The organism is Vibrio hibernica (genome assembly GCF_015223435.1).
Lineage (GTDB): Bacteria > Pseudomonadota > Gammaproteobacteria > Enterobacterales > Vibrionaceae > Vibrio > Vibrio hibernica.
The window spans coordinates 165,206-185,680 of the sequence record NZ_VHKO01000001.1 but is presented as its reverse complement, the minus strand read 5'-3'; the positions used below and the strand labels follow the sequence as shown (position 1 = coordinate 185,680).

General features: G+C 40.6%; 19 protein-coding genes. 10 read left to right on the top strand and 9 right to left on the bottom strand.

The genetic code is table 11. The features are described from left to right. Positions 1 to 16 precede the first annotated feature (16 nt). The 4 genes from FH976_RS00815 to FH976_RS00800 all read left to right on the top strand — a co-directional run bounded on the left by FH976_RS00815 (position 17) and on the right by FH976_RS00800 (position 6,343). Positions 17 to 925, top strand: a complete 909-nt coding sequence (locus tag FH976_RS00815) for an ABC transporter substrate-binding protein (RefSeq protein ID WP_407701619.1) — start codon at positions 17 to 19, stop codon at positions 923 to 925. Next, positions 925 to 2,958, top strand: coding sequence for a Fe(3+)-hydroxamate ABC transporter permease FhuB (fhuB, locus tag FH976_RS00810; protein ID WP_194089003.1), 2,034 nt, complete (start codon positions 925 to 927; stop codon positions 2,956 to 2,958). Before FH976_RS00815 ends, fhuB begins: the two co-directional genes overlap by 1 nt. A 237-nt stretch (positions 2,959 to 3,195) precedes the next feature. Then, on the top strand, positions 3,196 to 5,403 hold the full coding sequence (locus FH976_RS00805; protein WP_194089002.1) for a TonB-dependent receptor: 2,208 nt from the start codon (positions 3,196 to 3,198) through the stop codon (positions 5,401 to 5,403). Positions 5,404 to 5,554: 151 nt separating this feature from the next. Continuing rightward, complete coding sequence (locus tag FH976_RS00800) at positions 5,555 to 6,343, top strand: phosphatase PAP2 family protein (protein WP_194089001.1); 789 nt, start codon at positions 5,555 to 5,557, stop codon at positions 6,341 to 6,343. A gap of 37 nt (positions 6,344 to 6,380) precedes the next feature. Here the strand turns inward: FH976_RS00800 and FH976_RS00795 are convergent, their stop codons facing one another. Next, positions 6,381 to 7,253 (bottom strand): LysR family transcriptional regulator, encoded by an 873-nt coding sequence (locus tag FH976_RS00795; protein WP_194089000.1) that lies wholly within the window; start codon positions 7,251 to 7,253, stop codon positions 6,381 to 6,383. Between the two features lie 134 nt (positions 7,254 to 7,387). Here FH976_RS00795 and FH976_RS00790 point away from each other — a divergent pair, with 134 nt between their 5' ends. Continuing rightward, the gene (locus FH976_RS00790) at positions 7,388 to 7,813 is read left to right on the top strand and encodes a PACE efflux transporter (RefSeq protein ID WP_194088999.1); all 426 of its coding nucleotides are present in this window, start codon (positions 7,388 to 7,390) and stop codon (positions 7,811 to 7,813) included. 95 nt (positions 7,814 to 7,908) lie between these two features. Here the strand turns inward: FH976_RS00790 and FH976_RS00785 are convergent, their stop codons facing one another. Genes FH976_RS00785 through FH976_RS00760 form a run of 6 tightly spaced genes read right to left on the bottom strand, consistent with a single transcriptional unit; the run spans position 7,909 to position 15,280 of the window. After that, positions 7,909 to 9,612 (bottom strand): BatD family protein, encoded by a 1,704-nt coding sequence (locus tag FH976_RS00785; protein WP_194088998.1) that lies wholly within the window; start codon positions 9,610 to 9,612, stop codon positions 7,909 to 7,911. 34 nt (positions 9,613 to 9,646) lie between these two features. Beyond that, on the bottom strand, positions 9,647 to 11,623 hold the full coding sequence (locus FH976_RS00780; RefSeq protein WP_194088997.1) for a vWA domain-containing protein: 1,977 nt from the start codon (positions 11,621 to 11,623) through the stop codon (positions 9,647 to 9,649). Continuing rightward, on the bottom strand, positions 11,616 to 12,578 hold the full coding sequence (locus FH976_RS00775) for a vWA domain-containing protein (RefSeq protein WP_194088996.1): 963 nt from the start codon (positions 12,576 to 12,578) through the stop codon (positions 11,616 to 11,618). Before FH976_RS00775 ends, FH976_RS00780 begins: the two co-directional genes overlap by 8 nt. Beyond that, positions 12,571 to 13,320 carry a DUF4381 domain-containing protein gene (locus FH976_RS00770; RefSeq protein WP_194088995.1) on the bottom strand — a complete coding sequence of 250 codons (750 nt, stop codon included), beginning with the start codon at positions 13,318 to 13,320 and terminating at the stop codon, positions 12,571 to 12,573. The genes FH976_RS00775 and FH976_RS00770 overlap by 8 nt, the downstream gene beginning before the upstream one ends. Beyond that, positions 13,317 to 14,327, bottom strand: coding sequence for a DUF58 domain-containing protein (locus FH976_RS00765; protein WP_194088994.1), 1,011 nt, complete (start codon positions 14,325 to 14,327; stop codon positions 13,317 to 13,319). The genes FH976_RS00770 and FH976_RS00765 overlap by 4 nt, the downstream gene beginning before the upstream one ends. Further along, the gene (locus FH976_RS00760; RefSeq protein ID WP_194088993.1) at positions 14,324 to 15,280 is read right to left on the bottom strand and encodes an AAA family ATPase; all 957 of its coding nucleotides are present in this window, start codon (positions 15,278 to 15,280) and stop codon (positions 14,324 to 14,326) included. The genes FH976_RS00765 and FH976_RS00760 overlap by 4 nt, the downstream gene beginning before the upstream one ends. Positions 15,281 to 15,564: 284 nt before the next feature. On the opposite strand from FH976_RS00760, the gene FH976_RS00755 reads away from it, so the two are divergent. Together FH976_RS00755 and FH976_RS00750 are read left to right on the top strand one after the other, a co-directional pair. Continuing rightward, entirely contained in the window at positions 15,565 to 15,768 is a 204-nt protein-coding gene (locus FH976_RS00755; RefSeq protein ID WP_194088992.1) for a restriction endonuclease subunit S, read from the top strand. A 124-nt stretch (positions 15,769 to 15,892) separates the two neighbouring features. Continuing rightward, positions 15,893 to 16,108 (top strand): DUF3820 family protein, encoded by a 216-nt coding sequence (locus FH976_RS00750; RefSeq protein ID WP_194088991.1) that lies wholly within the window; start codon positions 15,893 to 15,895, stop codon positions 16,106 to 16,108. 149 nt (positions 16,109 to 16,257) lie between these two features. On the opposite strand, the gene FH976_RS00745 is transcribed toward FH976_RS00750, so the two are convergent. After that, a complete protein-coding gene (locus FH976_RS00745; protein WP_194088990.1) occupies positions 16,258 to 16,476 on the bottom strand; it encodes a DUF2986 domain-containing protein in 219 nt (72 codons plus the stop codon). 287 nt (positions 16,477 to 16,763) lie between these two features. Here FH976_RS00745 and queD point away from each other — a divergent pair, with 287 nt between their 5' ends. Then, a complete protein-coding gene (gene queD / locus FH976_RS00740) occupies positions 16,764 to 17,126 on the top strand; it encodes a 6-carboxytetrahydropterin synthase QueD (RefSeq protein ID WP_194088989.1) in 363 nt (120 codons plus the stop codon). Between the two features lie 26 nt (positions 17,127 to 17,152). Next, a complete protein-coding gene (gene queE / locus FH976_RS00735) occupies positions 17,153 to 17,827 on the top strand; it encodes a 7-carboxy-7-deazaguanine synthase QueE (RefSeq protein ID WP_194089104.1) in 675 nt (224 codons plus the stop codon). A 99-nt stretch (positions 17,828 to 17,926) separates the two neighbouring features. Here the strand turns inward: queE and FH976_RS00730 are convergent, their stop codons facing one another. After that, positions 17,927 to 19,087 carry an MFS transporter gene (locus FH976_RS00730; protein WP_194088988.1) on the bottom strand — a complete coding sequence of 387 codons (1,161 nt, stop codon included), beginning with the start codon at positions 19,085 to 19,087 and terminating at the stop codon, positions 17,927 to 17,929. 247 nt (positions 19,088 to 19,334) lie between these two features. On the opposite strand from FH976_RS00730, the gene FH976_RS00725 reads away from it, so the two are divergent. Then, positions 19,335 to 20,432: a ketoacyl-ACP synthase III gene (locus FH976_RS00725; protein WP_194088987.1), complete on the top strand. Its 1,098-nt coding sequence runs from the start codon at positions 19,335 to 19,337 to the stop codon at positions 20,430 to 20,432. Positions 20,433 to 20,475 lie beyond the last annotated feature (43 nt).

The following is a 20,475-nucleotide window of genomic DNA, read 5'->3' as shown; positions in this document are numbered from 1 at the left end:
GGAACAAAAGGAAAGAATGAAGATGAAAATGCGTTTTCTTGGTGCCATTTTGTTTCTTATTGCTTTGAGTGCTAAGGCTCAAAGCTTTGAACATGAAATGGGAAGTGTTGAGTTGAAAACGACGCCAATTAAAGTTGTCGCACTAGATTGGGTATTAACTGAGCATCTTTTAGCATTGGGCGTTATTCCTTATGGTGTGGCAGATGTAAAAGGTTACCAAAGTTGGGTCGTGGAACCGAGCTTGCCAAATGACGTGATCAGTGTGGGATCAAGACGAGAGCCTAATTTAGAACTTTTAGCCCAAATGAAACCAGATTTAATTTTAATGAGTGACGCGATGAGCCCAGCTTATGAAAAATTAAATGCGATTGCACCCACGATGGTCTTGAGTGTATATACCCCAAAGAATAAACCTTTAGAAGCGGCAAAGGCCCAACTATTGACGTTGGGTAAAGTGTTTGATCGCACGGTTCGAGCTCAACAAGTGATCGATGAATTTGATCAAACCCTAACAACCAATAAAGCCAATATTGAATTGCATAATACTTCGCAAACACCGCTATTACTCATTCGCTTTATTGGTGATAAACATATTCGGGTTCATGCATCCAATTCACTGGCAGGTGAAACCATTACTCAAATGGGATTAAACAATGCATGGCAGCCGATGGGAAATAGCTGGGGGTTTAGTTCTGCGACGATTTCACAATTAGCACCTTTACAAAATTCGAGGGTTTTCTATTTTGGTCCTCTGAGCGAAAAAGACAAAAGTGTATTAACCGGTAACCCCATCTGGAAGGTCATGAAATTTGTTCGAGAAAATCGAGTATATGCATTGCCGCCAGTTTGGACCTTTGGTGGTCTTAAAGCGGCCGAGCGATTGAGTGATGAAGTGACTCGCCAGTTAACGATGCAGGCTAAATAATGACGTTATCTATCTCAGTTTTAAAAACCAACAGCGCAAATTGTGCCTATTTGTTGAAGTCGGTTTTGTTCATGCTGATAGTGACGGCAATCATTACTGGATTGATTTCGGTTAGTTTGCCTTATCCATTGCCGTTCTCTCAATGGAGTGAGGTTCTGCTGTCGCCTGATCTTGATAGCTATCAACACGTTATTTTGCATTACAGTTTTTTTCCTCGTTTAGCGATGGCTATCTTGTGCGGTGCCGGGCTTGCGATGGCGGGGTGTGTGATGCAAACGGTATTAAGAAACCCACTGGCTTCTCCAACAACCTTAGGTGTGGCATCTGGTGCTCAACTGGGTATTGCCGTTGCATTATTATTACCATTAGCCGATTGGAGTGCGTTGCATTCAATTTTATTTTGGTTAACTCCCCAATCTTTTGCTTTTATTGGCGGATTATTGGCGACAGGATTGGTGTTTTTACTGACGGTAAGAAAAGGCTTCGCGCCACTACAAATGGTGTTATCAGGAATGGTGGTAACTCTGTTTTTAGGGGCATTAAATATGGTGTTGATCTTATTTAATGAACAGCAACTAACCGGATTATTTATTTGGGGAGCGGGAGCACTTGATCAAAATGATTGGCTTGGGGTTCAGCATCTGTTACCACAAATTTTATTGGCTTTAGTCGTGTTAATGCTGATCCAAAGACCACTTTCAATTATTCAGTTAGGGGAAGATATTGCCTCTTCAATGGGCGTAAAAGTAGGTGTATTACGGATCTCGGCATTAATCGTTGCTGTGTTTGTTACTTCTAGCATTGTGAGTGAAGTCGGGATCATCGGTTTTATAGGTTTGGTTGCACCTGCTTTGGCAAAATTACTTGGTGCTCGACGTATGGTAAGCCAACTGATTATCAGTACATTAGTCGGTGCAGTATTGTTGCTGCTTACTGATCTGGTGGTGATGCAGTTTACTGGGATTGCTGGCGATTTATTACCAACGGGAGCGGTGACAGCTTTAATTGGAGCGCCATGCTTATTGTGGTTGTTAAGCAAGCAATCATGGTCTTCAAGTCAAAAATTTGAAGCCACCCCAGATCCATATTTTGTTGATAAAGCTTTTGTACCGGTTTTTATTTTATCGATCACAGTACTTGTTATTTTATTGTGTCTATCACTTTTTATCGGACAAAGTCAGCTAGGGTGGCAATTTTCTTGGTCTGCAACGGTACTCGATTTACGACTACCGAGAGTGATTGTTGCGGTGTTTGCCGGTGCTTCTTTAGCTTTAGCCGGCAGCATTATTCAGCGGATCACGGGTAACCCAATGTCTAGCCCAGAAGTCATAGGTATCAGCTCTGGTGCGGCTTTTTCATTAGTATTAGGCGTGTTGATTTTTGGATCTATTAGCCGAGCTGAACAGTTATTACTGGGCGGTGCAGGGGCTTTATCTGTGATGTTTTTGGTGTGGTGGTTAAGTCGAAAAAGCCAATTATCACCTACCAGAATGTTATTAACCGGAGTGGCATTAAGTGCGTTTTTAGACTCTTTAATTCGAATATCACTGGCCAGTGGTAATGAACAAGTGAAAGCGTTATTAGCATGGTTATCAGGTTCAACATATTTGGTTGCTTGGTCAGATTCTTTGGTATTAGTACTTGGAACAATAGTGTTGGCTGCGGGATTATTTTTATGTCACCGCTGGTTGGATTTAATGGCGATGGGAAATATTACGGCAAGTGCGCTTGGGGTGAATACCTATCGCGTACGTCAATGGTTAATGTTGTTGGCCTCATTACTGACGGCTTTGGCGGTGATCGTTGTTGGCCCGCTTAGTTTCGTTGGTTTATTAGCGCCACATATGGCGAAATCGTTGGGGCAGTATACCGCTCGACATCAAATGCTATTAGCGTGTGTTATTGGTAGTAATATCATGCTATTGGCCGATTGGCTTGGGCGAAATATTTGGTTTCCATGGCAAGTTCCCGCGGGGTTATTAGCGTCATTAATTGGCGGTGGTTACTTCATTTACTTACTACGTAAGCAATAAGAATAATTAGAAACACCATAAAATACCTAAGTAAATAGGGTATGTACGATTGGCACTTGAACGGCTGATCATTAAATCACTTATTTAACCCTCGGGTTTTCCTGTTGAGTAATGGGTGATTATTGCTCTTATATAGTAATGCTTATCATTGGGGTTCGTATTACTTTTATTGGCGTTGCACATGAAGTATTGAAATGCGTTTATTTTTTTAAATTCAATATAGAGAGAACTAGTTAAATGGACATTAACACCTTAAAAGGATTGAGATTAACACCTGTAACATTAGCTTTAGCACTTGCTGGAGCGTCAAGTTTCGCAGTACAGGCAGAAGATAAAAATAGATCGACGGATGCGATGGTGGTGGTGGCAAGTACGGCTCCTAAAAGCATTAGCGAAATTCCGGGAACGGTTTGGTATGTTGATCAAGAGCGTATTGAGCAAGAAGCGCGTATGGGAAAAAGCTTAGGCGACATTCTTGCGGCAACGATTCCATCATTAGATGTTGGTAGCCAAGGTCGTACCAACAATGCTCAGAATTTACGTGGCCGTTCTGCGCTAGTAATGATCGATGGTGTATCACTTAACTCTTCTCGATCAATTAGCCGTCAATTTGACTCCATCGACCCCTTTAATATCGAGCGTATTGAAGTGCTTTCTGGTGCGACTTCGGTTTATGGCGCGGGTGCAACTGGTGGTGTGATTAATATCGTCACTAAAAAAGCCTCTTCTGATGGCACTGTTCAAGCGGAAACCTATGTTGGTGGTGGTTCTGGCTTTAATAATAGTGATGATTACGATGGCAAGATTGCTCAGTCAGTGAGCGGCGGTAATGATAAAGCTCGTGGACGAATTTCAGCGGTATACCATGAAACTGGTGGGAAGTATGACGGTAATGGTGACATCATTGTTCCGGATATTACCCAAGGTTCATTACAGTACAACAAAGTGCTGGATCTCATGGCATCGGGAGAAATCAATTTAACCGATACTCAGACGCTATCTTTAATGGCTCAGTATTATGACAGCCAGCAAGATAGCCCTTACGGAATTAATTTTGGGAAAAACTTTGCAGGATTAAAAGATCCGAGTCAAATTGATCCACGTAGCAAGGGTTATGAATCGGATCAACAAGGTGGCACCGAGCGTTACATGCTCAATATGAACTATTTGAATACGGATTTTTTAAATCAACAATTAATGGTTCAAGCTTCATACCGTAAAGAAAACATGTCTTTTATCCCTTTTATCTACGGTACTTACATGGCGGCTTCAGAGCAAAATACTGAAGTGGTTAGCTTACGAATGGCATTGCTTAAGGATTTTGGGCGCTTTAATTTAACGTATGGTGTTGATGGTTATATTGATACGTTAGACAGTAAACAAACTATTTTTGACCCTGCGACTAGTTATGCAACTGGCGGCTTAGTGAATAACTCTTACGCCACAATAGGCCGATACCCAGGAACAGAAGTGGCTTCGGTTGCCGGCTTCTTACAAGGTGAGTTTAATATTACCGACGATTGGTCTGTTCAAGGTGGTTATCGTTACCAATACATCAATAATAAGATTGATGATTATGTTGCCTCTGATGCACAAGCCGATATTGCTCTTGGTAAGGCCACTTCGGCCGATAGTATTAATGGTGGTAGCACTGACTATAGTGTCGGTTTATTTAACTTAGGGACGATTTACCGCATAAATGCCATGAATCAGGTATGGGCGAATTTCTCCCAAGGATTTGATCTTGCTGATCCTGCAAAAGCTTATGGTTATGGCAATTATAATAATGTCGGTGGACACTTAGAGCTGGTGGACAGTATTAATGTTGCTGATTCTCAACTTGAAGGCATGAAAACCAACAGTTTTGAAGTGGGTATGCGTAACCAAGTTGGTGAGTTAAGTATTCAGACTGCGGCGTATATTTCGTTGTCGGATAAAGTGATTTCTTATGATAAAAAGAATCTTTCAGTAAAAGAAATAGACTCGGACAAACGCGTATATGGTTTAGAAACAGAACTGAATTATTGGTTAACCACCAATTTACAAATCGGTGGTTCTGGCCATGTGGTTCGAACTGAAGAGAAAGACAGTAATGGTAATTGGGTTAAGTCTGCTGTGACTGGAGCCAGTGCATCAAAAGCAAGTGCTTGGCTAGGCTGGTATGATGAACAATATGCATTACGTTTACAAAGTAATACCATGTTTGATTTAAGTGATGATTCAGATAATGAACTCGATGGTTATACGACCGTTGACTTTATGAGTTCCGTTAACTTACCAGTGGGTAGCCTCGCATTTGGGATCCAAAACTTGATGGATGAAGAGTACACCACTGTTTGGGGGCAACGTGCTCAGTTGTATTACTCTGCTTCAGCGCCTGCATCTATATTTGACTATAAAGGGCAAGGCAGAACTTACATGCTGAGTTATCAGGTCAAGTATTAACCAGTAGTGACACAGAATCTGCTACAGTCGACAAAAAATAGCGCTGAAAAGGCGCTATTTTTTTGTGTTACACCTTCTTACTTGCTGCCTAACGACATTTCCATTAATTTAACCCTCCATATTGAGATAGACATTTTTTAGAGAGTGGATCGTGGTTATCAATAAACCAACTTATAAAACTGTACTCGCCATTTGGGCGTTATTACTCGCACTTCCCGGGTTTTTATTATTAACGCAACAGCAGATATTTCCATGGCTGGATCTCACTAGTTCTATCGCGCGTATTCTTTTCTCTCTGACAACAACGGGGACGGCGCCTTATGCAGTAATAACGGTTTTCGTGTTTTTTGGTCTCAGTTTTTTTTGCGTATCTAAACCGTATTGGGGAAGAATGGTGATTGCGGTCATATTCAGTCTTTGTATGAGTTTGCAGTTAAATCATGCTCTGAAATCTTATTTTCAAGAGCCTCGACCAAACTTAACATGGTTGGCTTCTCAGGTTGATACTGTTATCGATTTGAATACGTTTTATACCGAGAAAAGTATTCAACGCAGTGAGCTTATCTATACAGCGTTAAAACAATACCAAGATCCAATGAATCAAAACTCTTTACTTACTCAGCCGCCATTAAAAGTATCGTCAATTATCCAGCATCATTGGCAGCATGAAGTCGGTTATGCATTCCCATCAGGACACACTATTTTTGCAACGACTCTCGTATTAACAGCAAGTTATTACTTATTGTTAAGTGGGGCAAGTGTACTTAACATTGTATTGATCATGTGGGGAATATCGATGGGATTAAGTCGTATGCTACTCGGAATGCATTGGTCGCAAGATGTTTTCGTATCCACTTGTTTGGCGATGATCTTAAGTACGATCAGTATATATTTTATTGAAAAATATGGTCACAATTTAAAAATCAAAAGGTCGAGATAGCTCCGCGAACGATAAGTTGTCTATTTTAGTTAGAAGGCTAGCCTAAACGAAAGAGTTCTCGTACCTGTTTAAACAGCGGATGTGAACTGTCTCGTTGATGCTGAATTACATCGATATTGGCAAGCCAGCCTAACTCTTCAAATTCGGTTGAGACCCGCACTAAAGTTCCTTCATTTACTGATTGCTGGGCAATATGTTCTGGTAATAAACACCAACCATAGCCTTCGAGTGCTAATTCTAGTAGTAAGTAATAGTTATTCGCATGCCAAATGTCGGGACTAAAAGCTTGTTGGAAACTACTCGTTTGCGTATTTCGAGAGCGAATTAATAGTTGCCGGTGGAGTCGTAAATGATCCATGTTTGGGACGGTTATTGTGGCTAAACTATGATTTTTAGCCACATACATATCAAATTTAACCGCTCCAATACACTCAAAATCAATACTGTTAGGGAGCAGTAACTCGCTAAAAACCAAGCCGGTGGATACACGACCAGATTCTAACATTTCGATAATATCGATGCTGGATGCCCCAAAAATTTCTAATTGGATATTAGGGTAGGCAGCTTGCAGTTTCGCAATAGCATTAGATACTTTTTGCATTGGGATCCCTTCATCAATACCAATACAAAGTTGAGATGGTTGATCATTGCATAATAATTCGACAGTATTTTTAAGCCTTTGATGTTGAAGCAGAGTTGCTTTGGCATGAGGTATTAATTTCTCACCTTGTGAAGTGAGAGTAGGATAACGACCGGAACGAATAAACAGATCTACCCCGCAATCGATCTCTAAATTGATAATGTGTTGACTGATAACCGATTGGGCTTTTTTAAGTTGCCGAGCTGCGCCAGAAAAAGATCCTGTTTCGACGGTTGTGACAAAGGCTTCTAATTGTTCAATTCCAAACATATCGTTTTAACCGATGGTATCTAACTATTAACTATCTTTATTCTAGATGATAATCCAACGCTAGTCAGGTAAACGTTATCTAATTTAAAGAAATATACCTAAAGTAAGAGTTATTGATTCAGTTGGAGTAAAACATGACCACAAAAGAGAGAGTTTTTCATGTGGCGATATTTGAGCTTTTAGCGTTATGTATTGTCGTTCCTGCTTCTGCTTGGTTAAGTGGGAAAAGCCTTGAACAAATGGCAGGATTAAGTGCCAGTATTACGGTACTTGCTGTGATATGGAATTACGTTTATAACATTGTTTTTGATAAGATATTTGGTGAGAATCGCCAGCAGCGTAAATGGAAGTTACGCCTGGTTCATACCTTTGGGTTTGAGGGTGGGTTAGTTATTGCTACTGTTCCTATTGTGGCTTGGGTATTAGAGGTGACCTTATTACATGCCTTGATTGTGGATGCGGGTTTCCTATTATTTTTCTTGGTTTATACTTTTGTATTTAATTGGCTTTATGATAATTATCAGCCATACCAACGTTGTTTTTCTCGCCAAGCATCTTAATACTCAAAAGAGTAAAGCTCATTATTGTTCCTCATAAGACATGAGATAATGAGCTTTATTTTTGAACTATAAAATTTTACAGCTCATGCTGCGTACTAGAGTTGAGGCATATCGTTCTTATCATTTTTATTTTTTTTCTTCACTTCTTTTTTAGCTTTTTTAAGCAAGGCTAACAATGGGCTTGTGTCATAATCGCGGCGTTTTTTACTGTAAAATGCAGCCATCACTTCACTTAATTCTGCTTTAATCGCTTGGGTTAATTCACTGGAAAGATTAGGGCGCTCGGCGAGCCATTGTGATATTTCACTGTGGATCTTCGCGCCATCTTGATTTTTTAATACAGACGCTAAATTATTATTATCAGCTTTTATTGTAGGCTGAGTTATTTCTGCCGCTGGTTTTTGCTTATGCTTTCGAATCAATAATATTAGTGTCAACAACCAAAGTACGGCAAATAAAGCCGTGAAATAAGGCCAGTAGCCAGCCGTCGCCATCGTTGGTGTAGAGAGCGTGTTAGTAGGCTGTGTGGTTTTATCGTCCATTATGATGGCTGGATTCGTTGACGCTGTTGTTATCACAGACGTAGGTGCTTGCACAGGCGCATTTTCATCTACCGTGGTCGCGAGTGTTAATCCTTCGACAGTGGCAGTTTCTTCTTTATTTGCTTGAGAGTTCCACCAAGGTACATTGACTGCTGGTAAGTTAATACTGCCCGATTTTTTTGGCATCAGCACTTGTTTGAGTGTCATTACCGTATTGCCTTGTTTGTCTTGCCCAAACTTAGGTTTTTCGGCATAAACACGTACCGATTTTGGATAATCAATTTTAAGTTCAGGAAGGTTTTCTGCGCTGACATTTTTTACCACTAACGCTAAGATACGCGTGATAGGTTGACCAACTTTAGCGTCAATTTTTCCAGAAGATACATCCATCATATCACCATCACTATTCTGCCAGCCTTGCTGTAATTTAAGCGATTGAGTTGGTAACCATACACCAGAAAAAGAAGCAGGCTTTTCTAATACGGTAAGTTCGATATCACCAGAGTAGACATTAACTGGAACAATACGGCGTGCGCCAGTTGCTCGGCTGACATCAATTAGAGTGGCAGTTAAACGTGGAGGATGGAGAGTATGTTTACCATGCTCGGTGGCGGTTACTTGGTAGTTTTGATCAACAATAGTGGCTTCGATACCATTCACCAGCTTTTGATATTGTTTAGGTTCACCAATTGGAGTGATGCTAAGCCCATCGCCTGTTGGTGGAATGATTTTTGTATTTTGCAAACCACGAGGATCGGCTTTAACCACGAGACGAGTGCGTAAAGTTGCCATTTCTTTTGGATACAGTGTGTGTTTTGAAATACTGTCTTGAAATTCAATGAGATCATCTTGGTTGGGCGTACTTGGGTCTTTACTCACGTGTAAGCTAATTGGCTGAGTTTTAGTGCCATTAACGGTAAAGCTTGGGATCACTACATTGCCAGCTTTATTGGTTGCTAGTGATACATTCCATTCCGTACGAATAGTGGTATCGCCATTAATACTGTAGCGAGAGGTGCCATATTGTACTTGGCCTGTGGTGAAATCTTGATTTAAGACGCTGGCATCAAAGTCATCACGGCTTGCTGTTCCCATGTATACGACTTTAAAGTTAAAAACTTCATTGGTGCTGAGTGTCGTTTGATTGACGGAAGCAAAAGCGGGTATATCTTTGGCAAAACTAGTTTGACTAAATACGATCGAGCTGATCAAAACAAGAAGTATGGTAAGCCATTGTGAGTATTGTGTTTGTTTCATTTTATGTTCCATTATTTGCATTACCTTTTGTTTACTACCATGTTTGACCAGTGGATTGAGGCGCTGGGTTTTGTTGATCTTCTAATGCCATTTGTGCCTGTAATAAACGACGTGCATCATCTGGGATTTGTTCCAATTTTTTTAGTTGAGGATCAACTGCCACCGTACTGCTAGGCTTTTTACCTTGGCTCGGAGTAGCTTGAGACAAAGGCTGTGGTTTGTTTTTATCTGCTTGTGCTTGTGCTTGTGTTTGCTGTTGGGTTTGATCCGTTTCCTGTTGTTTGGCTTTCGCTTGATTCTTCTTTTGTTCAGATTTTGATTGAGTATTCTGATTTTGGGTTTGTTTGGATTGATCTGGCTTACTATCTTTTGGCTGTGATGACTTTTTATCTTGTGCTGATGAATTATTGGACTCAGATTCTTTTTGTTTTGAATCACCTTGACCAGCATTTTTTTGTGATTGCTCTTGCTTATTTTGCTCTGATTTTGATTGATCTGAACTAGATTGATCAGATCCAGATTGATCTTTTTGTTTTTTATCTTGTTTTGAATCCGATTGGCTCTTTTGATCTTTGTCTTGATCTTTTTTCTTATCCTTATCCTTCTGGTTTTGTTGTTTCTGTTGTTCAAGTGCTTTATTGACGATGCCTAAGTTTTTCTTCGCATCTTGGTTATTCGGATTTTGTTTCAAAATATCTTCATAAGCTTGTTTTGCAGGTTCTAATTGACCTGATTGTGCGAGGGAATTGGCGAGGTTGTAACGTGAATTTTCATCACTTAAGCCTTGAAGCGTGTTAATGGCCGCTTGGTAGTTTCCAGCTTGATATTGCGCGGCTCCTTGCCATGCTTTGTTTACAAATTGACTGGCAGCTTGGGTGTAGGCTTTGTTTTGGTAAGCATTAAATCCTTGTTGATCAGCCGTTTTAAAGGCGGAATTAATAAGGCTTGTTGTCGTTGAAGGTAATGATGTGATGGCGGTTGAAGCCAAAGCTGGGCGAGGCGTTAATAGTGGTAATGTGATCAATAATGCGACACTGAAAATACCACCACGACGAAAGCCGCCTAATGCCAGTAATAATAAAATTGGCAGTAACCAAAACCCGTTATTTATGTGTACTTCCAATTCGGGTGATCCTTGATTGTCTTTGGATGATTTAAGTTGAACATGCTGTAGGGTTTGAACTAGAGCTTGAATATCGCCATCATCGGTGCGAAGTGGGGTATAGATACCATTGCCTACTGTTGCCAAAGCTTGCAGGGCTTTGATGTTCGTTTTTGCCACCACCGTTGTGCCGTTATTAGTGAGCATGTCGCCACTTGGTAATTTGATTGGCGCACCTTGTCGCGTGCCAACAGACATGACAGATAAACGCCAATCAGTTCCTTTTAATAGCTGTTCAATATTTTTAGATTCTTCTGATCTCATATCATCGGATATCAAGATAATATCGCCTTGTAGGTGGCCCGCTTGAGTCAGCATATCAATGGCTTTTTTCACGCCAGCTGCTGCATTACTACCATGAGTGGGCATTATTTCAGGTGATAGGTTGGGGATTAAATTAGCGAGCGTTTTACTATCAGAAGTTAGTGGGCTTATCATATAACCATCAGCAGAATAGGCAACCAAACCGGTTGTCCCTTCATTTAAAGCCGGCAGTAAATCCAATACTTTATAACGTGCTTGAGTGAGTCGATTAGGCGTAATGTCTGTGGCGTACATGGAAAGGGTCATATCCATTACGATCACACGTGCATTATTTACGCCAAAACTTGGTACGCTTTGTTTTTGAAAACTTGGCCCGGCTAATGCCAATACCGAAATAAGCCAACCAATGAGAACCATACTTGCTAAAGACCGGTGTGATTTCTTTTCATCTAGCCCTAACTGCTGGCTTAGATGGTTAGCAATCAAACTGCTGGTTTTAGGCTTTGCAAACAGCCAAATTGTTAGTAATAAAGCTGGAATGGCAGCGAAGATCCAATTGGGATGTAAGAACTGAAAGTCAGCCATGTCGTCTCCTTAACATCGCTAGAGCAAAAGATAAAATCAAGGCAAGTGCTAGTGGGTAAGTGAACCATTCACTTTGTGGTCGCCAAGTTTGTGTTGCATTTGTCACCGGTTGCAGCTTATTGATAGTCTGATAAATTTTATCGAGTTGCTCTTTGTCTCGGGCGCGGAAATATTGTCCACCCGTCATATTGGCAATTTCAGTTAATGTTTTTTCATCAAGATCTTGAGCAGTATTTACGGTTTGAGTACCAAAGAACCCTTTTACTTTTACCTCTCCAGCGCCAATGCCGACCGTATAGATAATCGCGTTATTTTCTTTGGCAATTTTTGCTGCTTCTAATGGTTCAATTACACCGGCAGTATTGCCCCCATCACTAAGCAGAACCATGACTCTTTGTTTCGCTTCACTTTTAATGAAGGTTTTAGTCGCAATACCGATCCCTTCACCAATGGCAGTTTGTGTGCCAATCATATTGAGTTGAGCACGGTTAAGCTGTTGCTGAACGGTTTTTCTATCTAAGGTGAGAGGGGTTTGTAAATAAGCATGATCGGCAAACAACACCAAACCTAATCGGTCACCTTTACGCTCAGTGATGAAGTGATTGAGGACTTGTTTTACCGCCGATAAACGATTGATATAACCATCTGGTGTATTCATATCTTCTTGCGCCATTGAGCCAGATAAATCAACCACCAACATCATATCTCGGTGTTTAGGCTGAAATTCAACAGGCTCTCCATACCACACAGGGCGAGCGGCCGCGATGACTAAAGATACCCAGATCAAAACCGCTAATATTTTCAAGCCTAGGTTTTGTGTTTTGGGTACTGCGCCTTGATCCGGTAGGGTTGGCAGAGTGATGGCAGTGCTTGGCTGATGAGCTGGAGCAAAGAAGTAAATGATTAATGGTAATGGTAGAGCAAATAGCATCCACCACCAATGAAACTCAAACATCGTTCTTTGGTTCCTTACGTTTTAAAGTTGCCGATTCGGTCGGTTCAAAATCAGCATCTTGAGCATCTTTATTGGTCGAGTTTGGCTTAGGTTTTACAGTAGAATTTGAAGATGCCACCACGCGAGCTTTTGATACGGTGCTATCAAAACTTTCGTTTGCTACTGGCTTGAAAGTTAAGCTGGCCGCCTTAAGCTGTTTTTTACTTGGTGGTAAGGTTTGTTCTATCCATTGTTCGACTTGTTGGATAAGTCCGATTGCCAAAGCCTCACTTACAGGCTGTTTTTGGTACAGTGCTTGTTGCCATTCAGCTTGATTAGCCGTAAATGATGATGCGTTTTTCACTGCAGACTGCATATCTAAAAATTCATACCACGCACTACCATGCAAACTGGCAAGCATTCCACGTGGGTAATAAGCAAGGCATGCTTGGCGTAATAAATCGTTAGCTAAGGCAACTTTTTTATTGGGGTTAGCTTCACGTCGACACATATTGGTTAATAGTTTCAAAGCGGCTTTTTTTGCTCGTCTATTTTTCTTATGCTTATGCCATGAGAGAAGTACAATCATGATAAATAATATCACTGCAGCGAGAACGGCCCACCAGCCCCAAGCGACCGGCCATGCTCCCGGAGGTTCAGGGAGATGTAATGATGCTAATGGTAGTGGTGTCGAATTGGCCGACGATGCAGAAGCGATTGTTGGCTGTGCGTTAGAGGCAGCAAGGGCAGTAGCATTGTTCACGAGAGAGATCCTTGCGAAAGATTAGATTGATTAGTTTTGGTGGTTAATTGAGATAATAAAGTATCTGCGCAAGATAACGATTGAATAGGAATTGCCATATTTTTACACATACTCTCGATAAAATCTCGATGTTCGGTATAACGGTTTTCAAGCTGTTGACGTGTACGTTTGAGCCCGAAATTTAACCATTGTGTTTGTTGGCCGTCGGTAACGTGTTCACTGCCTCTAAATAATGTTGTTCCCATTTCTAGAGGATCATAAATATGCACAAATCGTAATCGATTGTGTTGAGTGAGTCGGTTCAATAACGGTTTATCATTTTCAGTTAAACGTTGGAAATCGCTAATAAATATAATATCACTGCCTTTCGGGCACATGCGATGCATTGTTTGTAAAACGTGTTTGAAAGATGGGGTTTCGTGATTATTTTGATCTGAGGTGGATTTAGTTGAGTGTATTTTATTTGGTCTAGTTTGTGAATCGGCTTCAATGAGTTGATTATTTAATTCAACGAGTTGGTGACTGATTTGTAAAGCACCTTGTTGGCGAGCCGTTGGCTTTAATTCAATTAAGCGATCGCCAGTGTCAATTAAGGCACCAATACGATCTTTATGTTCGATGGTAAGCCAGCTTAATAAACTCGCCAGATGAGCACATTGAACCGATTTAAATAATAATTGTGAACCAAAACGCATCGTGCGGCTTAAATCAAGATAAAGCATGACTGGTTGTTCACGCTCCTCAGTAAATAATTTGGTATGCGCTTTTCCTGTTCGAGCGGTGACGCGCCAGTCAATAGATCGAATATCATCGCCAGCCTGATATTGACGAACTTCTGAAAAATTCATCCCGCGGCCTTTATGTTGGCTCATATGACCGCCGTTTAATTGCGACCAAATACTCTTTGCCGGTGGCTGCCAATATACTGTGTGACTTTTATAATACAGTAATTCTTTTAAGCATAATTTAGCGCCAGCAGCAAAAGGGGGTAACTTTTGCTCACTCATGCACTGCCAACCTGTGCTAATAGTTCTGCGATCACTCGGTTCGGCGTTACACCTTCAGCTTGTGCCTGATAACTTAACAATAAGCGATGGCGAAGTACTGGAAACGCCATTGCTTGTATGTCTTCAGGGCTGACAAAATCACGACCTGATAACCAAGCATGGGCACGAGCACAGCGATCTAAAGCAATGGTAGCGCGTGGACTTACGCCCATTTGTAACCAATCTTTTAAAAGAGGGTTGTATTGTTCTGGGTGACGAGTTGCCATTACTAAGCGAATAATATATTGCTCAACATTGTCAGCCATGTGAATCGATAGCGCTGCTTGGCGAGCATCAAAAATAGTTTGCTGTGATAATGTAACTGGTTGAATAGCAACATGCCCCTGAGCTTCACCTCGATTTAGGCGTAAGATATCTAATTCACTATTAGCATCCGGGTAATTGACTTCCAGGTGCAACAAGAAGCGGTCAAGTTGCGCTTCTGGCAGTGGGTATGTACCTTCTTGTTCTATCGGGTTTTGGGTCGCCATCACCAAAAATAATTCGGGTAATTTATAAGATTCACGTCCGACGGTAATTTGCTTTTCTGCCATCGCTTCAAGCATTGCCGCTTGGACTTTAGCAGGTGCACGGTTGATTTCATCGGCTAAGATTAATGAATTGAAAATTGGACCAGGTTGAAAAGTAAACTCACCGGTTTCAGGGCGAAAAATATCAGTCCCGGTTAAATCAGACGGAAGAAGATCTGGCGTAAATTGAACGCGATGAAAATCACCATCGATGCAATCTGCTAACACTTTTACGGCTCTGGTTTTAGCAAGGCCAGGAGGACCTTCTACCAAAATGTGCCCATCAGCGAGTAAGGCGACTAATAATTGTTTTACTAATTCACTCTGTCCTATGACTTGAGTATTTAGATATTGTTGGAGTTGGGCAAAAGTGTCTGAATGCATGTTCAAAATATCTCCGTGAATGCAGGAATCATCATTTTGATGAAGTTATACCGCTCAATCGATTTAGGTACATAGCGCAGTTGTTACAATTTGTAAGCATTGTATTTCGGACCAGCAATAACATAAAAAGTTCGGCCAGAAATGTTTTTTTTATTTAACTGTTTAATAGATAAGCGGTTTGATCATGGTTGATGATTTTCTTGCAGAATTTAAATCAAGCAAACTGGTGATGTGTGTATAAAGTCGTTAGAATCAAGTTAAGTTTATTTTTAGGAAATATGATTATGAGTAGCGACTTTGAAAAAGAGTTAGAAGAAATGACTGCAAATCTAGCCGACTCTCCAGAAACGCCATTTCCAACGATGGAAGAACAAAAAGCGTTAGTGGCTAAATTCAAGCAACTAGAGGCCGAAGGCAAATTAACGCCAGAAATATTAGCAGAGCATTTCTCTCAATTTGATGATAAGAAAGGTCAACCAATCCATTAAGGCTGCGGCTTATTAAGTTACGGCTTGTTAGGCTATGAGAGTGTTCTAGTGATGAGCGCCGATCCGATCTATTCCTAAAGATTGAATCGGCGTTTTTGTTGGGGGTGAAGGAAAAGGCGAAGTGATGTTGGAAAAAGAAAACCTGATTAAACTGGCTAGAATGCCGATGCCATTTGGTAAGTATGCTGGACGTATGTTGATTGACTTACCAGAAGAATATCTATTGTGGTTTCAAAATAAAGCCGAATTTCCCAAAGGTGAGCTGGGCGAATTATTACAATTGTGTCTAGCGTTAAAAGTTGAAGGGCTTGATAGCTTAGTGAAACCACTTAAGCGATAACGTGGCTGCTGATTGCAAATTTTTTTCAAATCAATGAGGGGAGCTTGTTATAAATAGAAACTTTTATTCGCTGTATAGAAGCATAAAAAAGCCAACGATTAACGAGTCAAACGTTGGCTCAATAGAGTATGCACCCATCAATACGCAGATTATTTTTCTGTTATTTCCGCTTCTGACTGTTGCTCTACGGCAATGTCGTTTTGTTCTGCTGTTGCAGTCTCTAAGTTTTCTTGTTGAGCGGCTTCTGCTTCCAGTTTTTCTCGTTCAGCTTTAGATATGTATTTGGGCTTATTGGATGGGTGTAACTTTGAATTCATCTTTTTAATACGTTTTTTTAAGATTGAATTTATTTTTTTCTTACGATTCATGCTTCTTTCTCCAGTAAATCTGTACCGTCGAATTCAGCCGATGGTATTGATGGGCGCGCATAATATCAATAATCACGAAAGGCAGCTAATGAAATATAGGTTTAATGTTTAACTTGGTGAGCTGTACTCGGTGGACTTATGTACAGTAAGCATAGAATAAATCAGAAATTTGACCATATGACTTTATTTATGTGACTTGTATCTATATATTCAGCGCGAAATCGAATGAATAATTGCTTGTGATAATCAATCACAGCTATCTACCACATCAATCTAACGGTAACTCCATGACTTGTGAAATTTATAAAGACTTCATTTTTGAAGCGGCGCACCATTTACCCAATGTACCAGAAGGTCATAAATGTGGTCGTTTACATGGGCATTCATTTTTTGTCCGTTTGTATGTAAAAGGTGAGGTGGATGCAACGTCAGGTTGGGTTATTGATTTTGGTGATATTAAACAAATTTTCGCTCCAATTTATGATCGTCTTGACCACTATTATTTGAATGATATTCCTGGGCTTGAAAACCCAACCAGTGAAGTATTGGCAAAGTGGATTTGGCGACAAGTTAAACCATCTTTACCTCAGCTGAGTAAAGTTGAAATTAAAGAAACCTGTACGGCTGGTTGTTTCTACATTGGCGAGTAAGTGTGTTTAGCAGAAGAAATTGGTGGATAATTTTGTATAAAGTGAATGAAATATTCCAGACTATTCAAGGCGAAGGTTATTTTACCGGAGTTCCATCGGTATTTGTTCGTTTGCAAGTTTGCCCTGTTGGTTGTGCTTGGTGTGATACCAAACAAACATGGGAAGCTGAGCCTCAAGATGAAGTTAGCTTTGGTGAGATTATTGCAAAGCAAGCTGATAGCCCTTTATGGTGCTTAGCCTCTGAAGGTGACATTATCAAGCAATATCAATCTCTTGGGTTTACGGCCAAACACATTGTCATCACTGGCGGAGAGCCATGCTTGTATGATTTAAAACCTTTGACGGCGGCTTTTGAGCAACTTGGCTGTCAATGCCAGATTGAAACCAGTGGTACTTTTGAGATCCAATGTTCCGACAAAACATGGGTGACAGTGTCACCAAAGATTGCTATGAAGGGTAAATTACCAGTATTAATCAGTGCTATGCAACGAGCGAATGAAGTAAAGCATCCTGTTGGTACTCTAAAAGATATCGAGCAACTAGACGCATTATTGCTTGAAACAAAGTGTCAGCATAAAGTAGGAATTGCGCTTCAACCAATCAGCCAAAAACCACGAGCGATAGAGCTTTGTATGCAAGTGTGTATTGAGCGTAATTGGCGCTTATCAATTCAAACGCATAAATATTTAAATATAGCGTAACCGTTTTTATCTGCGTTATATTGGGATGTCGTATTGAATAAAAAATAAAGCCTCAGATGATTTCTCACCTGAGGCTTTGTTGTTTGAATTGAAGGTAGATCAGCCGCCTGCGACCATACGAGGTTTGCTTTTTAAGCTAGTCGCAAACATGTATAAAGCGGTAGCAAGTAATGTGACGAATAAGTAACCCATCAAACCTTCTGGATTGTGCATAAAACTATGTGCAACCATTGGTCCACTTACCGATCCTACGCTATAACTTAGCAGCATAACTTGAGTGACCGAGACAATATAAGATTGATTCATTCCAATGCAGCCTAGAGTAATGGCGATTGGATAGAGTGAAAAAGTCGCCATGCCTAGCAATACTAAACTAATGGCAAGAATCATTTTGTTATCAGTCAGTGTTGTTAAGCCAAGAGCAAACACGCCCAATACACAAAAAAGCCCCATCAGAAGATTGTGATTAATTTTATTACTTGCCCATGAAACAATAGGTTGTACTGCCATTCCACCTAAGACTAACAAAGCCATTAATATCCCGATTTGTTCAATTGTCACATGACGGGCTTGTAGCTCTAATGGCATTAATCCATAGATAGAACCTAGTAATAAACCCGATACGATACAACCAATAATGGCGGCTTTATTGAGTTTACTAATATTTTTGAAACTTAGACTCATATGTTGCTGTGTACTTGGTGAGTTACTTTGTCCAAAGACCAATACTGTGGTCGATAATAAAAGTAATACTAAAATAATAGTAAATGGAATGATGCCTTGAGAGCCAAATGCACCAATTCCAAGTTGACCTAAAGTAGTCCCCCCATAAAGAGCGCCCATGTATAGGCCAAGTCGTTTGGTTCTGCTTTTTTCATCGCCAATTAATAACCAAGATTCAACAACAACGAACACACCCGCAACGGCCATGCCCGCAATAAAACGAGCAAATAACCAAACTTCTTGAGTGGCAAATAAAGGCATCACGGCAATGGTTAAGGCAAATAAAATCAAAAACACAATGAAGGATGATTTGTGACCAATTTTTGCCACAATCGGTTCTATAAACATGGCACCTAAAAGTAATCCTGCATAGAAGGCACTGGCAAGCCAGCTCGCAGCATCCGTACTTAAACCATATTGTTCTAACATCAAAGGAATTAAACTCATTAAGTAACCAGAGGCAACCGCATAGAGCGACAGTGCCATTACTGGAACGGTTAAAGAGGATTTTGATGAGGTTAAAAGTTGGCTGTTCACCGCAACTCCAAATGGATAAAATGTAACACCGCCAGCCCCTAAAATAAGAGGGTGGCCATTGGGTATAAAGCTATTTTCGGGCGAATATGAGGCTTATTGATAAATATGTAAAATGAGATTTTTTTTATATCTCGATAAATAAATTTGATTGAGACTGGGTGAAGCTGTTGGCGTATCCGTTTGTGGACAAATGTCGTATAATTTCAGTCTATTCCACGATAAATATAATAAATAATAAGGTGTTTTTATGGCTAATGTTTACGCTGAAATTACAGGTTGGGGAAAGTGCCTTCCACCTGCCACTTTATCTAATGATGATCTGAGTACTTTTCTTGAAACTTCAGATGAGTGGATTCGCTCTCGGACGGGTATTGAAAGCCGTAGAATTAGTCATGTTGAAACATCAGATTTAGCGACGGTCGCGGCAAAAAATGCAATGCAAGCAGCTGGTATCACGGCAAGCGATGTTGATTGTATTATTGTTGCAACGTGTTCACCCGATACCTTAATTCCCAATATTGCATCAAAAGTACAGCGGAACTTGGGAATCCCGGTTGCTGCCGCATTTGACTTGAATGCCGCTTGTACTGGGTTTCTTTACGGATTAGAAACGGGAACTCGATTGATTCAAGCTGGCAATTATCGCAATGCCATTATTATTGGTGCGGAGCATTTGAGTTTTTATCTTAATTGGACTCAACGTGATACTGCTGTTTTATTTGGTGACGGAGCAGGCGCTGTTGTTTTATCACGTTGTGAACAAGAAACACCCGTTGGTTTACAAGAAGCCGCGTTAGGATGTGATGCTGAAGGACGTGATATTTTAGCTATTCCTAACTTTGGTACTCGTATGGATCGCTTTGATCCGCAAAATGGTCATTGGGATTTTGAATTTGTTGGGCGAGATATTTTCAAGCGAGCAGTGAAAGGGATGAGCGCAGCGACTCAATCGGTCATTGAACGATCTGGTTTAACAAAAGATGAAATAGACCGCGTAATACCACATCAAGCTAATATTCGTATTATTCAAACACTATGTGATTTTGCTGGCATCCCACAAGAAAAAGCATTCGTGAATATTCAAAAATATGGCAATACCTCGGCAGCTACCGTACCCATTGCATTGTGTGAAGCGGTTGAGCAAGGCTTTATTCAACCAAATCAAAATATTTTGGTCGCGGCTTTTGGTGCAGGTTTAACTTGGGGCGCTGGTATGATCAAGTGGGGCGATCGTATAACGCCATTGGAAGAGCAAACGGCTAAATTACCACCTTGTGAGCAGACGGCACTAGAGTTGCTTGAAAAAGCGATCGAACATTGTCGTTCTCATACTGAAACAGAATAAAACCAATTTACCTGAGTCACTCGCAATCGATGAGCCTGCACAC

Coding starts and splice junctions, on each gene's coding strand:
- FH976_RS00815 (WP_407701619.1), top strand. CDS start 17: ATGAAGATGAAAATGCGTTTTCTTGGTGCCATTTTGTTTCTTATTGCT.
- FH976_RS00790 (WP_194088999.1), top strand. CDS start 7,388: ATGACCACAAAAGAGAGAGTTTTTCATGTGGCGATATTTGAGCTTTTA.
- FH976_RS00775 (WP_194088996.1), bottom strand. CDS start 12,578: ATGTTTGAGTTTCATTGGTGGTGGATGCTATTTGCTCTACCATTACCA.
- queD (WP_194088989.1), top strand. CDS start 16,764: ATGACTTGTGAAATTTATAAAGACTTCATTTTTGAAGCGGCGCACCAT.
- FH976_RS00785 (WP_194088998.1), bottom strand. CDS start 9,612: ATGAAACAAACACAATACTCACAATGGCTTACCATACTTCTTGTTTTG.
- FH976_RS00795 (WP_194089000.1), bottom strand. CDS start 7,253: ATGTTTGGAATTGAACAATTAGAAGCCTTTGTCACAACCGTCGAAACA.
- FH976_RS00745 (WP_194088990.1), bottom strand. CDS start 16,476: ATGAATCGTAAGAAAAAAATAAATTCAATCTTAAAAAAACGTATTAAA.
- FH976_RS00805 (WP_194089002.1), top strand. CDS start 3,196: ATGGACATTAACACCTTAAAAGGATTGAGATTAACACCTGTAACATTA.
- FH976_RS00780 (WP_194088997.1), bottom strand. CDS start 11,623: ATGGCTGACTTTCAGTTCTTACATCCCAATTGGATCTTCGCTGCCATT.
- FH976_RS00760 (WP_194088993.1), bottom strand. CDS start 15,280: ATGCATTCAGACACTTTTGCCCAACTCCAACAATATCTAAATACTCAA.
- FH976_RS00765 (WP_194088994.1), bottom strand. CDS start 14,327: ATGAGTGAGCAAAAGTTACCCCCTTTTGCTGCTGGCGCTAAATTATGC.
- fhuB (WP_194089003.1), top strand. CDS start 925: ATGACGTTATCTATCTCAGTTTTAAAAACCAACAGCGCAAATTGTGCC.
- FH976_RS00750 (WP_194088991.1), top strand. CDS start 15,893: ATGTTGGAAAAAGAAAACCTGATTAAACTGGCTAGAATGCCGATGCCA.
- FH976_RS00755 (WP_194088992.1), top strand. CDS start 15,565: ATGAGTAGCGACTTTGAAAAAGAGTTAGAAGAAATGACTGCAAATCTA.
- FH976_RS00725 (WP_194088987.1), top strand. CDS start 19,335: ATGGCTAATGTTTACGCTGAAATTACAGGTTGGGGAAAGTGCCTTCCA.